The sequence below is a fragment of the Leifsonia sp. PARNA 1/14 genome, from assembly GCF_055720965.1.
Genome location: NZ_JBVQSP010000001.1, coordinates 677,422 through 689,697 on the forward strand (window position 1 = coordinate 677,422; position 12,276 = coordinate 689,697).

Consider the following 12,276-nt stretch of genomic DNA (forward strand, 5'->3'; position numbering starts at 1 on the left):
GTACGACGAGGGTCGCGATCGCGTTGCCCAGCATCGGCGGGAGCGTCGCGCTCAGGCTGCGGACCAGACCGCCGTGCTCGTCGACCACGACGACGTCGTCGGAAGCGGTGTGGTGGGGTTCGGCGATCGTGTGCGTGCTCACGACGACGATCCTACCGCCCGAGGGGAGCGGGCGCCGCACACCGAGGCGGGTACGGTGAGGTCATGTCTGCGTCCCGTCGCCGCCGGTCCCTGTTCGCACTTCCCGGCGCGGTGGTCCGTGCCGACGAAGCGGTCGCGCGCCGGATCAACCACCGTCGCACGGGCGCGCGCGTCGACGGCTTCTGGCGGCTCCTCAGCGGGGCGGCCGATCACGGCAAGCTGTGGTTCGCGATCGCGGCCGCGCTGGTGGCGCTCGGCAAGCCGAAGGCGGCCCTGCGCGGCGTCGCATCCCTCGGGCTCGCCAGCCTGGTGGCCAACGTCGTCGGCAAGACCCTCGTCGGAGGCGACCGGCCGGCGCTGACCTCCATTCCGGTCTCCCGTCGGCTCGACCGGTCGCCCACCTCGCCCTCGTTCCCGTCCGGCCACACCGCGAGCGCCGTGGCGTTCGCCGCCGGCGTCGCGCTGGAGTCGCCGGCGGCCGGCGCGGCCTTGACTCCGCTCGCGGCGGCGGTCGGCTACTCGCGGCTCCACACCGGCGCGCACTGGCTCTCGGACGTCGCGGGCGGTGCCGCGATCGGCGCGGGAGCCGCGCTGCTGCTGAAGGCCGCCACGCGCCTGCTGCGCTCCGCGCGACGCTCGGCCGCAGCCGCGCCGACCGCCGAGACCATCGAGCTGCCGGTGCTCCCGCGCGGCGCGGGCGCGTTCGTCGTCGTCAACCCGGGTTCGGGGGCGGGGCTCCGGAGGCCGGATCCGCGACCGCTGCTCGCGGAGCGGTTCCCGGACGCACGCGTGCACGAGCTGCAGGAGGGCGACGACATCGCCGCGCTCGTGCAGGAACAGCTCGACTCGGCGGAGCCTCCGCGCGTGCTCGGTGTCTCGGGCGGCGACGGCACCGTGTCGACGATGGCGCATGAAGCCAGGCTCGCCGGTCTGCCGCTGCTGGTGCTGCCGGGCGGCACCTTCAACCACTTCGCGAAGGCGGCGGCGCTGGAGTCGATCGAGACGGCGCTCGACGCCTTCGAGGCGGGCGTGGGCCGCCGGGTGGACGTCGCCGAACTCCGCTTCCCGGCCGGCGGCGGAGACGCGGTGACCCGGACGGTGCTCAACACGGCCTCCGTCGGCCTCTACCCGGCGTTCGTCGCCGAGCGCGAGAAGTACGAGGGCCGCTGGGGCAAGCCGGTCGCGGCGCTCATCGCCGCCATCCGCGTCGTGCGCTCCACCAGCCCCATCGAGGTGGAGATCGACGGCAGCCCCCGGTCCATCTGGTCGGTGTTCGTCGGCATCGACCGCTACTACCCGGTGGCGGTGGCGCCGATCGAGCGCAGGAGGCTGGACGACGGCCTCCTCGACGTCCGCATCCTCTCGGCGGGTCCGAAGCCGAAGACCCGCGGCGCGGTCGCGCTCGCCTTCGGCGGCCGCACCGACGCGTTCGTCGCCCGGCTGCCGTTCCTGCAGGGGCCTCCGGTGATCGATGCGTTCACCGGCGACGAGCTGACGGTGCGCGCTCGCCACGTCGACCCCGGCTACGCGCACGATGGCGAGGCCTCTGTGCGAACGCCGGGCGAGGGGCTGGAGCTCCGGATCCTCCCCGCGGCGCTGGAGGTCTACTCGCCGCGGGTGCGCTGACGCGGCGGGCTCACGACTCCCGCACGACCTCGTCGACGGACTTGTCCGGCCGCAGGCCCCGCCACGACGGCTGGCGGAGGCGGTCGGTGCTCGTCCACTCGGCGAACTCGACCTCCCCGACGTACTCGGGCCGCACCCAGTGCGCGCCGCGGGCGTCCAGCGAGGGCACGCCGGTGAGCGGCGAGGTCTTGCGCTCGTGCGCCGACAGCTTCTTCGCGAGGTCGTCGAGCATCGCGTCGGTGAACCCCGTGCCCACCTTGCCCACGTAGCGCAGCTCGCCGCCGTCGGGGATGCCGAGCAGCAGCGCGCCGATCCCGTTGGCCCGCCGGCCGTTGCCAGGCGTCCAGCCGCCGATCACGACCTCCTGGTTGAGGTGGTGCTTGATCTTGATCCAGGTGCGGGAGCGCCGGCCTGTCGCATAGGTGCCGTCGCGCTGCTTGGCCATCACGCCTTCGAGACCGAGCTCCTTCGAGGAGGCGATCGCGTGGTCCACGTCGCCGGCGAACGCGGGGGGCACCTGCACCGGGTCGTCCTTGCGGGGCGTGAGGGCCGCCTCCAGAGCGACGCGGCGGTCGTCGTAGGTCTCGCGCCGCAGGTCCGTGCCGTCGAGCTCGAGGATGTCGAACACGAAGTAGTGCGCGGGGGCGCGCTTGGCCGCCGCCTCGACCTCGGCGGGCCGGGTCAGGCCCATGCGGGTCTGCAGCAGGCCGAAGTCCGGCCGGCCCTGCCGGGTGAGCGTCACGATCTCGCCGTCGACGACGAGGTCGTGCCCGTCTGCCAGTTCGACGAGACCCGCGAGGTCGGGGTAGGTGCGGGTGACGTCGTTGCCGTTGCGGGTCGTCAGCCGGAGGGCGCCGCCCTGCACGACGGCGATCGCCCGGATGCCGTCCCACTTCATCTCGAACGCCCACTCGGCCTCGTCGTGGATGTCCTTCCGCGAGCCCAGGGTCGCGAGCATGGGGGAGACGGGTGGGCTGTCGATCGAGCGAGCAGAGGGCTTCTTCGGCGGAGTCTTCTTCGGCGGAGTCTTCTTCGGCGGAGTCTTCTTGGCCGCAGTCTGCTTCTCCGCCCCCGCGCGCTGATCCGCCTCCTTCATCAGGTGGATGAGCCAGTTCTTCTCATCGCCGCCCTGTGCGGTCGCGATGAGCGCGAACGTGCGCGGCACGCCGCCCAGGCCGCCGTCCTTCTGCCCGTGGAGGGTGGCGATCACCTCGTCGTCGCGCCACTTCTCGAGCTCGTACTCGCCGTGATCCCAGATGTCCACGTGGCCCGCCCCGTACTCGCCGTGCGGGATGTCGCCGGCGAAGGTGCCGTACTCCAGCGGGTGGTCCTCCACGTGCACCGCCAGGTGGTTCTGCTTCGGGTCGGTCGGCGGCCCCTTGGGCAGCGCCCAGCTGACCAGGACCCCGTCGTGCTGCAGCCGGAAGTCCCAGTGCAGTCGCCGGGCGTGATGCTCCTGGATGACGAACGAGCGGCCGTCCGCCGCGTCGGGGCTCACCGACGGCACCGGCTCCGGCGTCTTGTCGGCGTCGCGTTTGGAGCGGTAGGTGGTGAGGCGGTCGGTCTGCTCGGCGGCGGCCCGGCCTGCGGAGAGGTCGGCGAGCGGGTCCCCGCGCTTCTTCACCCGGTCGAGCACCTCCGTGTACTCGAGGTGCCGCAGATCCTTGGAGGCCAGCTCGCGCCACGTGCGCGGCGCCGCGACCGTGGGCCGGAACCGCCCGCGCAGCGAATACGGTGCGATCGTCGTCTTGGCCCCGTTGTTCTGGCTCCAGTCGACCAGCACCTTGCCCGCCCGAAGCGTCTTCTTCATGTCGCTCACCACGAGGTCGGGATGATCGGCCTCCAAGGCCCGCGCCAGCTCGTGCGCGACCGCCGAGACCTGGTCGCTGGTCTGCGAGCCGTCCAGCGGAGCGTACAGATGGATGCCTTTCGACCCGCTCGTCACCGGCAGGGGATCGAGCCCCATGTCGGCGAGGATGGTGCGCGCGAGCCGCGCGACCTCCGCGCAGTCGTGCAGCGTCGCGCCCTCGCCCGGGTCGAGGTCGAGCACGAGCCGGTCGGGGTTCTTGCGCTGATCCCCGCGGCCCACGCGCCACTGGGGCACGTGCAGTTCCAGCGATGCGAGCTGCGCGAGCCAGACCAGCGTCGCGCGATCGTTGGCCAGCGGATAGGTGTTCGCGCTGGTCTTGTGCGTGATCGTTCGCGTCTTCACCCAGCCCGGGATGGAGGCCGGATCCAGGTTCTTCTGGAAGAAGACTTCGCCTGGCTTCTCGGGCGTCCCCACGCCGTGCACCCAGCGTTTGCGGGTGGCGATGCGGTCGCGGGTGTGCGGGATCATCACGTCGGCGATCGCGCTGTAGTAGCCGATCACGTCGGCCTTGGTGGTCCCCGTCTCCGGGTACATCACCTTGTCGAGGTTGGTCAGGCGCAGCCGGTGGCCGTCGATCGAGACCGTCTCGGTGTCCTCCGCAGCCATGCGAACACCGTACGCCTGCCGCGCCGTCCCGCGGCAGTCACAGGGATCGACCATTGAGTTTCCGCGTTTCCACGGACACGATGGACGCATGAGGGCGATTTGGACGGGCGCTATCACCTTCGGGCTGGTCAACGTGCCCGTGAAGGTCTACAGCGCGACAGAGGATCACGACGTGTCGCTGCACCAGGTGCACGACGCCGACGGCGGGCGCATCCGCTACAAGCGCGTCTGCGAGATCGACGGCAAGACCATCCCGTACGAGCACATCGCCAAGGCGTACGACGACGGCGAGCGGACCGTCATCCTGACCTCGGAGGACCTGGAGTCCCTGCCCGCCGAGCGCAGCAGGGAGATCGACGTCGTCGAGTTCGTGCCCAACGACCAGCTCGATCCGCTCTGGTTCGACCGCAGCTACTACCTGGAGCCCGATTCCAAGTCTCTGAAGGCCTACGCGCTGCTGCGCAAGACCCTGGAGGACGAGGACCGCACGGCGATCGTCAACTTCGCCCTCCGCCAGAAGACGCGCCTCGGCGCCCTGCGGGTGCGTGGCAACGTGCTCGTGCTGCAGACCATGCTCTGGCACGACGAGATCCGGGAGGCCGACTTCCCGGCGCTCGACACCACGCCGCGCATCACCGAACGCGAGCTCACGCTGTCCGCGGCGCTCATGGAGAGCTTCGCCGGCGACTTCGAGCCGGAGAAGTTCACCGACGAGTACCAGGAGGAGCTCCGCAAGCTCATCGACGCCAAGCTGGAGCAGGGCGAGACCATCGACACCGCGGCCACCTTCGGCGAAGAGGAGGAGAAGGCCAAGGGCGGCGGCGAGGTCATCGACCTGATGGAGGCGCTGCAGCGCAGTGTCGAGCGCAGCAGGGGAGGCGGTAAGGCCTCCGAGAAGAAGACGACCGAGAAGAAGGACGCCGCCAAGAAGGCCCCGGCGAAGAAGGCCAAGAAGCCCGCGTGACACGGCTGAGGCGAAGCGACCCGTCGGGGCCGGGGTATGCCCGGCGGGACTCGGCCAAGGGTCCTGTGTACGAAGACGAGGCCGGAAACCGCATCGTCGACGAACGCGAGCTCGAGCGCATCCGGTCGCTGGTGATTCCGCCCGCCTGGACGGACGTCTGGATCTCGCCGGACGCGCGCGGGCACATCCAGGCCGTCGGCACCGATGCCGCGGGGCGCCGGCAGTACCGCTACCACGACTCGTGGCGGCTGCATCAGGACCGCCTCAAGTTCGAGCGGGCCGCCCAGCTGGCCGAGACGCTGCCGTCGGCGCGCCGCAAGGTGACGATGGATCTGCGCGAGGAGGGCTTCGGCCGCGACCGCATCCTCGCCGCCGCCTTCCGCATCATCGACCTCGGCAGCGTCCGCATCGGGAGCGAGGAGTACCTGCACGCCAACGGGAGTCGCGGACTCACGACGCTGCTCTGCCGGCACGCGCGCATCGACGGCGACGAGATCACCCTCACGTTCCCGGCGAAGTCGGCTCAGAAGTGGACGAGCACGATCACCGACCCCGACCTCGCCGAGCTGCTCGCCGAGATCCAGGCACTGCGCGGGCAGCGCTCCCGGCTGCTGTCCTGGAAGGACGGTACTTGGCACACCATCCGGCCGGCGTCGCTCAACGAGTACATCCGGCGCCAGACGCGCGGTGAGTTCACCGCGAAGGACTTCCGCACCCTCCACGGCACGATCGTCGCGGCCGAGGCGCTCGCTGAGCTGGGCGTGGGCGGCTCCGACGCCCAGCGCAAGAAGCGGGTGTCCGCGGCGGTGAACGAAGCGGCGGAGGCGCTGGGCAACACTCCGACGATCGCGCGGAACAGCTACATCGATCCGCGGATCTTCGACCGCTACCGCAACGGCGAGGTGATCGACACCTCCGCAGGCCGCGCGCCGGAGCCGGCGTTGCTGGAGCTACTTGCGAGCTGACTGGGCCGGCGTCCCCGCCGACAGCGGCGCCGCGATGTCCTCCAGCGACTTGTTCTCGGCGTCCACACCGAGGAACAGCTCGACCAGGCCCCCCGCGATCATCAGCGCGGCGCCGAGGTAGTAGCCGAGCACCACGGCGTGGATGCCTCCGCCGATCAGGTTGCCGAAGAGGATCGGGCCGACGATCCCGCCTGCTGCGGTGCCGATGGCGTAGAAGAACGCGATCGCCATTGCGCGCGTCTCCATCGGGAAGATCTCGCTCACCGTGAGATACGCGGCGCTGGCGCCGGCCGAGGCGAAGAAGAAGACGACCATCCAGCACACCGTCAGCCAGACCGCGTCGAGGACGCCGGTGTCGAACAGGATGCCGGTGCCGACCAGCAGCACGCCCGAACCGATGTACGACAGGGTGATCATGAACCGGCGGCCGACGGAGTCGAACAGCCGGCCGAGGAGGAACGGGCCGAGGAAGTTGCCGATCGCGATGGGCACCAGCGCCCACGGTGCGACGTCGGTCGGCACGTGCAGCAGCTTGGTGAGCACGAGCGAGAACGTGAAGAACACGGCGTTGTAGAGGAACGCCTGGCCGATGAAGAGTGAGAGCCCGAGGATCGAGCGCTTCGGATACACCGTCACGCCGACCCGGATGATCTCGCCGAACCCGGTGGACTTGCGCTGATGGATCTCGAGCGCTTTGTCGTCCGGCACCGCCTCGAGAGCAGACCCCTGCTGCTCCTCGATGTCGTGCTCGATCTCGGCGACCTCCTTCTCGGCCGCCTCGTCGCGACCGTGGATGAACATCCAGCGCGGCGACTCCGGCACGTTCTTCCGCACCAGGAGGATGACGAGCCCGAGCACTGCGCCGAGCCCGAAGGCGATGCGCCAGCCGATGTCGGCGGGGAAGATCGCGGTGTTGAGCAGGAAGACCGTGAGCACGGCGCCGAAAGCGGTGCCGAGCCAGTAGGACCCGTTGATGGCGAGGTCGACGACGCCGCGACGGCGCGCGGGGATGAGCTCGTCGATGGCGGAGTTGATCGCGGCGTACTCGCCGCCGATGCCGGCGCCGGTGAAGAATCGGAACAGGAAGAACATCCACGGCGTGACCGAGAACGCCGTCAGAACCGTGGCGAGCAGGTAGAGCCCGAGCGTGACGATGAAGAGCTTCTTGCGGCCGAACCGGTCGGTGAGATAACCGAACACCAGCGATCCGGTGCAGGCGCCGGCGACGTAGATCGCTGCGGCGAGACCGACCTGGCTGGTCGTCAGACCGAGGCCCGAGTCCGGCTCGGTCAGCCGGCTGGCGATCGCGCCGACGATGGTCACCTCGAGCCCGTCGAGGATCCACACGGTGCCCAGGCCGACGACCACCAGCCAGTGGAAACGCGACCACGGCAACCGGTCGAGCCGGGCCGGAATGGTGGTCCGGATGGTCTTCAGTCCGGCTTCTGGCTGGGAATCAGATGAATGGACGCTCACTCGGGTAACGGTACGAGGAGGCCGCCTCGCCGCCCATCCCCTTGACATCCGGGCATTTGCGTCGCCGCAAGCGACACGCCTAGCGTAGCGGCGCCACGCCTGTCAACCCCTTGTTGGGGTCTTAGGCAACCTGCCTAACCTTGGACACGAATCGAGGCAGAAACACCTCTGTGCACGATGGATGGGATGACACGATGACGACGCTCGAAGTGACCAATGATCCAGTACGCGACTACCTCAATTCGATCGGGAGGACCCGTCTGCTGACCGCGGACGAAGAGGTCGCCCTGGCCAAGCGGATCGAGGTCGGCGTGCTCGCCGGCGACCGCCTTGCCACCCGCCCGGGGCTGACCCCGCGCGAGAAGAGGGAGCTGCAGTACCTGGCCGACGACGGCAAGCGTGCGTTCGAGCGCTTTATCGAAGCGAACCTCCGCCTCGTCGTCAGCATCGCCAAGCGCTACGCGGGCCGCGGCCTCGCCGTCATGGACCTGATTCAGGAGGGCAACCTCGGACTCGTCCGCGCGGTCGAGAAGTTCGACTACCGCACCGGCAACAAGTTCTCCACCTACGCCACCTGGTGGATCCGCCAGTCCATCCTCCGCGGCATCGCCGACACGGCTCGTCTCATCCGCATCCCCGTGCACACCGTGGAGAAGATCGACAAGCTCGACCGCATCCGCCGCGACCTCGGCGGCGAGCTCGGCCGCACGCCCACGCTCGAGGAGATGGCGGACGCCGCCAACCTGACCCCGGCCGAGGTGCACAAGCTGCAGATGAGCGACTCGGAGACCGTGTCGCTCGCCGTGCCGGTCGGCGAGAACGAGGGCGCGGAGCTCGGCGACCTGATCGAGGACGGCGACGCTCCCGGCCCGTCCGAGTCGGTCGAGGTCGAGTTCCGTCACCGCGACCTGGAGGAGCGCCTGCGCGATCTGCCGCCGCGCGATGCGAAGGTCGTGCGCATGCGCTTCGGTCTCGACGGCCAGAAGCCGATGACGCTCGACGAGGTCGGTGAGGTCTACGGCATCACGCGCGAGCGCGTGCGCCAGCTGGAGACGCGCAGCCTCAAGCGCCTGCGCTGCCCGGAACTGCTGGAGTACCTGCGCTGATCGGGTGACGGCGCACGCCGCCGCACACAACGGGGAACCCCGGGCTCAGGAGAGCTCGGGGTTCTCGTGTTCGGCGACCGCCTGATCGAACGGGATGTCACCCGGCTGGTCTCCGGCGGCGGCTGTCTCGTCGCCCGCCACGGCGTCGGCCGGAGCCGCGTCAACGGCGGGCGCCTCCGGGGGAGCGGCAGGGGCGACGGCCGGGTCCTCTGCTTCTGGAGCCATGACGGCCTCCTCTGCTCGATGATGAGCACAGGGTAAGCGTCACCGATGCGCCGATCAAGTGATGGCGCGCATTTCCCAGCGAGTCAGCGGCCCGGGGGAGTGTCGGCGTTGACCTCATCCGCGCCGAGAGCGCCGATCTCCTCGGTCAGCTGCAGGCCCTGCGCGCTGTTGGACGACAGCGTGAGCGCCTCCAGCCATGCCTTGTTGATCTTCGGCGGTCGCCCACCGCTGTAGCGGAACAGCAGCGGGATGGCCGGGTCGATCCAGATCGCACTGCGGCCGTCGCCGACGCCCTGCTCGTCGCGCCACGAGAAGAAGAACCCTTCCTTGCGGCGCAGCTTGAGTCCGACCACGATCTGGAGGTGCGCGAGGACGCGATCCTCGAAACCGATCTCGGTCGTCCCGCCGTAAACAAGCTTGCCCATGCGAGAACCGTACCCGACGGTCGGCGAATGCTGTGATCGGAGGGAGGGGTATGTTCGGGCGATGACGGCGATGCGCGTGCTCGTGACGGGGGCCACCGGATACATCGGCGGCCGGCTGGTGCCGCGCCTCCTGGAGCGCGGGTATCGGGTGCGCGTCCTGGTGCGCTCGCCGCTCAAGCTCACCGACGTGCCGTGGCGCGGCGACGTGGAGGTCGTCCAGGGCGATCTCGGCGACCCGTCCTCGGTCGCGGAGGCCGTCCGCGGTATCGACGCCGTCTACTACCTGGTGCACTCGATGCGCGCGACGGGCGCCTTCGACGAGGAGGAGGCGCGCGCGGCGCAGACGGTCGCCGACGCCTCCGCCGCGGCGGGCGTGCGCCGGATCGTCTACCTCGGCGCGCTCCACCCCGATGGCGCGCTCTCCCGGCACCTGCGCTCGCGGGTCGAGGTCGGCCGCATCCTGCTCGACTCCGGAGTCCCGACCATCGTGCTCCAGGCCGGTGTGGTCATCGGCTCGGGATCGGCGTCGTTCGAGATGATCCGCCAGCTCACCGATGTGCTGCCGTACATGCCGGCACCGCGCTGGGTGCGCAACCGCATCCAGCCGATCGCGGTGCGCGACGTGCTGCACTACCTGATGGCGGCGCTCGACCTGTCGCCGGAGGTCTCCCGCGCGTTCGATGTCGGCGGCCCCGACATCCTGCGCTACGGGCAGATGATGAACGGCTACGCGGTGGAGGCCGGCCTGCCGCAGCGGCCGATCGCCTCACTGCCGGTGTTCACCCCGTGGCTGGCGTCGCAGTGGGTCAATCTCGTCACGCCGATCCCGCGGGCGCTCGCCGTGCCCATCATCGAGTCCCTGCAATACGACTGCGTGCGGCACGAGAGCGACATCGACGCGCTCGTCCCGCCTCCGGAGGGCGGCCTCACCGGGTACCGCACGGCCGTCCGGCTCGCTCTCGCGAAGATGCGGGACGGCGCGATCGAGACGAGCTGGAAGGACGCGTCGGTCTCCGGCGCCCCCAGCGACCCCCTGCCGAGCGATCCGGACTGGTCGGGTCACACGGTGTACACGGACGTCCGCGAGCGGACGAGCCGCGCAGCGCCCGACGACGTGTGGCGTGTGATCGAGGGGATCGGGGGAGACCGCGGCTGGTACTCGTTCCCGCTCGCTTGGGCCCTCCGGGGCTGGGCGGACAAGCTGGTGGGCGGCGTCGGCCTGCGCCGCGGGCGTCGGCATGCCGACCGGCTTCAGACCGGGGACGCCCTCGACTGGTGGCGTGTCGAGCACCTCGAGCGAGGGACGGCGGTGCGGCTCCGGGCCGAGATGCGGGTGCCGGGGCGCGCCTGGCTCGAGCTGGGCGTCCTCCCGTCGGGCGAGGGCAGCCGCTACTGGCAGCGGGCCGTGTTCTTCCCGCACGGGCTTCCCGGGCGGCTCTACTGGCTGGCGGTCCTGCCGTTCCACGGCGTCATCTTCGAGGGGATGGCCAACCGGATCGTCGTGGAGGCGGAGCAGTCCGCGACAGCCCGATCGGCCGACACCGCCACCAGCGCAGAAGCCGCCGTCACTCCGGAGGAGCGCTGATCAGCGTGGTCGCGCTGAGGTCGTCGAGGAAGCGCGTGACGACCTCCCGTTCGGCCGGGCTGAGGGCGCGGGCGACCTCGAACCGGCGCGCGTGCTGCATGCCCATGGTGCGGCGCACCTGCCGGTGGGTCTCCGGTGTGATCTCCACGGTGACGGCGCGGCGGTCGGTCGGGTGGGGGAGCCGGACGATGTGCCCCGCCCGCTCCAGCCGGTCGAGCAGCTTCGTGACGGAGGCCGTGGAGACATGGAGGTGCTCGCTCAGAGCGCCCGCCGTCACCGCGACGTTCGCGTTCATCGAGGCGATGATGTATCGCAGCGCCTTCATGTCGGTCTCGTTGAGCTGGAGGGCCGTGCGCGATTCGAGGTTGAGCCGCTGCTCGGCCTCCCGCCAGTGGCGCACGGCGTCGAGCACGCCGATGATCTGCTGGAGTTCGTCGTCGGTGAGGTCGTCGTGGCGCACGAGCTCCTGTCGCGGGTCGATGACGCGGGGGTCGATCAGTGCCCCGGAGATACGGCGCGCCTCGTCCTTCGAACTCATGCCCACATCCTATTGCCACGCGTAAGAAGCGTGCTAGGTTATTTACTAACCTGGCTAGGTAAGGGAGGGTCGCATGACCCAGCTCCATCCGGACATCGCGGACGTCAGCAGCCCGACGGAGACGATCGCCCAGGCGATCGAGGCGGACCTGCTCATCGTCGAGCACGAGTTCTCGGCTCTCCTCGCCAGACGGGAGGCCGAGGCCGCCGAACACGGCGGCGCGTACCGCAAGCTCTGGCAGAGCGTCACCGAGTCCGCACGCGGTGGCAAGCGCCTCCGGCCGCGGCTGGTCTTGACCGCCTATCACGGGCTGAACGGCGCGGGCTCGCGTTCCGATGCCGTGCAGACAGCGCTGGCGTTCGAACTCCTCCATACCGCGTTCCTCCTCCACGACGACGTGATCGACGGCGACACCGTGCGTCGGGGCCGGCCGAACGTCGCGGGCGAGTTCAGTGCGGACGCACTCTTCCGCGGAGCCGACGCACCCCGCGCGCTCCTGTGGGGCCAGTCGGCGGCCATCCTCGCCGGCGACCTGCTGCTCCACGCCGCCACCCAGCGCGCCGCACGCCTGACGGCGCCGGAGCCCGCGCGGTCGCTCATCCTCGACCTCCTCGATCGCGCCGTCTTCGTGACGGCGGCCGGCGAACTGACCGACGTCGGCCTCGCGACCGGGCTGTCCGACGGCGGGATCGACGACGTCCTCGCCATGACCGAAGCGAAGACCGCCGTCTACACCGTCGCCGCGCCAC

General features: G+C 70.3%; 11 protein-coding genes. 6 read left to right on the forward strand and 5 right to left on the reverse strand.

The window, feature by feature from the left end; genetic code table 11:
• The first annotated feature begins 204 nt into the window (after nt 1–204).
• Nucleotides 205–1,767, forward strand: a complete 1,563-nt coding sequence (locus AC0HS0_RS03435) for a phosphatase PAP2 family protein (protein ID WP_472961658.1) — start codon at nt 205–207, stop codon at nt 1,765–1,767.
• 10 nt (nt 1,768–1,777) lie between these two features.
• On the opposite strand, the gene AC0HS0_RS03440 is transcribed toward AC0HS0_RS03435, so the two are convergent.
• Nucleotides 1,778–4,243 (reverse strand): ATP-dependent DNA ligase, encoded by a 2,466-nt coding sequence (locus AC0HS0_RS03440; RefSeq protein ID WP_472961660.1) that lies wholly within the window; start codon nt 4,241–4,243, stop codon nt 1,778–1,780.
• A gap of 88 nt (nt 4,244–4,331) precedes the next feature.
• On the opposite strand from AC0HS0_RS03440, the gene ku reads away from it, so the two are divergent.
• Nucleotides 4,332–5,207 (forward strand): non-homologous end joining protein Ku, encoded by an 876-nt coding sequence (gene ku / locus AC0HS0_RS03445; protein ID WP_472961661.1) that lies wholly within the window; start codon nt 4,332–4,334, stop codon nt 5,205–5,207.
• Nucleotides 5,204–6,172: a DNA topoisomerase IB gene (locus tag AC0HS0_RS03450; RefSeq protein ID WP_472961662.1), complete on the forward strand. Its 969-nt coding sequence runs from the start codon at nt 5,204–5,206 to the stop codon at nt 6,170–6,172. Before ku ends, AC0HS0_RS03450 begins: the two co-directional genes overlap by 4 nt.
• On the opposite strand, the gene AC0HS0_RS03455 is transcribed toward AC0HS0_RS03450, so the two are convergent.
• Nucleotides 6,158–7,588, reverse strand: coding sequence for an MFS transporter (locus AC0HS0_RS03455; protein ID WP_472962118.1), 1,431 nt, complete (start codon nt 7,586–7,588; stop codon nt 6,158–6,160). The genes AC0HS0_RS03450 and AC0HS0_RS03455 overlap by 15 nt on opposite strands.
• 254 nt (nt 7,589–7,842) lie before the next feature.
• On the opposite strand from AC0HS0_RS03455, the gene AC0HS0_RS03460 reads away from it, so the two are divergent.
• Entirely contained in the window at nt 7,843–8,754 is a 912-nt protein-coding gene (locus AC0HS0_RS03460; RefSeq protein ID WP_472961663.1) for a sigma-70 family RNA polymerase sigma factor, read from the forward strand.
• A 45-nt stretch (nt 8,755–8,799) separates the two neighbouring features.
• Here AC0HS0_RS03460 and AC0HS0_RS03465 read toward each other — a convergent pair whose 3' ends face one another.
• Both AC0HS0_RS03465 and AC0HS0_RS03470 read right to left on the reverse strand, forming a co-directional pair.
• Nucleotides 8,800–8,979 (reverse strand): hypothetical protein, encoded by a 180-nt coding sequence (locus tag AC0HS0_RS03465; RefSeq protein WP_472961664.1) that lies wholly within the window; start codon nt 8,977–8,979, stop codon nt 8,800–8,802.
• 83 nt (nt 8,980–9,062) lie between these two features.
• Entirely contained in the window at nt 9,063–9,404 is a 342-nt protein-coding gene (locus tag AC0HS0_RS03470) for a DUF7882 family protein (RefSeq protein ID WP_472961665.1), read from the reverse strand.
• Nucleotides 9,405–9,465: 61 nt separating this feature from the next.
• Between AC0HS0_RS03470 and AC0HS0_RS03475 the strand changes: the two genes are divergently transcribed.
• Nucleotides 9,466–10,989 (forward strand): SDR family oxidoreductase, encoded by a 1,524-nt coding sequence (locus AC0HS0_RS03475; protein WP_472961666.1) that lies wholly within the window; start codon nt 9,466–9,468, stop codon nt 10,987–10,989.
• Here the strand turns inward: AC0HS0_RS03475 and AC0HS0_RS03480 are convergent.
• Nucleotides 10,970–11,527, reverse strand: coding sequence for a MarR family winged helix-turn-helix transcriptional regulator (locus AC0HS0_RS03480; protein ID WP_472961667.1), 558 nt, complete (start codon nt 11,525–11,527; stop codon nt 10,970–10,972). The genes AC0HS0_RS03475 and AC0HS0_RS03480 overlap by 20 nt on opposite strands.
• Nucleotides 11,528–11,600: 73 nt before the next feature.
• Between AC0HS0_RS03480 and AC0HS0_RS03485 the strand changes: the two genes are divergently transcribed.
• Nucleotides 11,601–12,276 (forward strand): polyprenyl synthetase family protein (locus tag AC0HS0_RS03485; RefSeq protein ID WP_472961669.1); only part of this gene is annotated, 676 nt, incomplete at its 3' end.

Bases quoted from the DNA above. Each gene is read 5' to 3' on its own strand.
- AC0HS0_RS03435 (WP_472961658.1), top strand. From the start codon at position 205: ATGTCTGCGTCCCGTCGCCGCCGGTCCCTGTTCGCACTTCCCGGCGCG.
- AC0HS0_RS03440 (WP_472961660.1), bottom strand. From the start codon at position 4,243: ATGGCTGCGGAGGACACCGAGACGGTCTCGATCGACGGCCACCGGCTG.
- ku (WP_472961661.1), top strand. From the start codon at position 4,332: ATGAGGGCGATTTGGACGGGCGCTATCACCTTCGGGCTGGTCAACGTG.
- AC0HS0_RS03460 (WP_472961663.1), top strand. From the start codon at position 7,843: ATGACGACGCTCGAAGTGACCAATGATCCAGTACGCGACTACCTCAAT.
- AC0HS0_RS03465 (WP_472961664.1), bottom strand. From the start codon at position 8,979: ATGGCTCCAGAAGCAGAGGACCCGGCCGTCGCCCCTGCCGCTCCCCCG.
- AC0HS0_RS03470 (WP_472961665.1), bottom strand. From the start codon at position 9,404: ATGGGCAAGCTTGTTTACGGCGGGACGACCGAGATCGGTTTCGAGGAT.
- AC0HS0_RS03475 (WP_472961666.1), top strand. From the start codon at position 9,466: ATGACGGCGATGCGCGTGCTCGTGACGGGGGCCACCGGATACATCGGC.
- AC0HS0_RS03480 (WP_472961667.1), bottom strand. From the start codon at position 11,527: ATGAGTTCGAAGGACGAGGCGCGCCGTATCTCCGGGGCACTGATCGAC.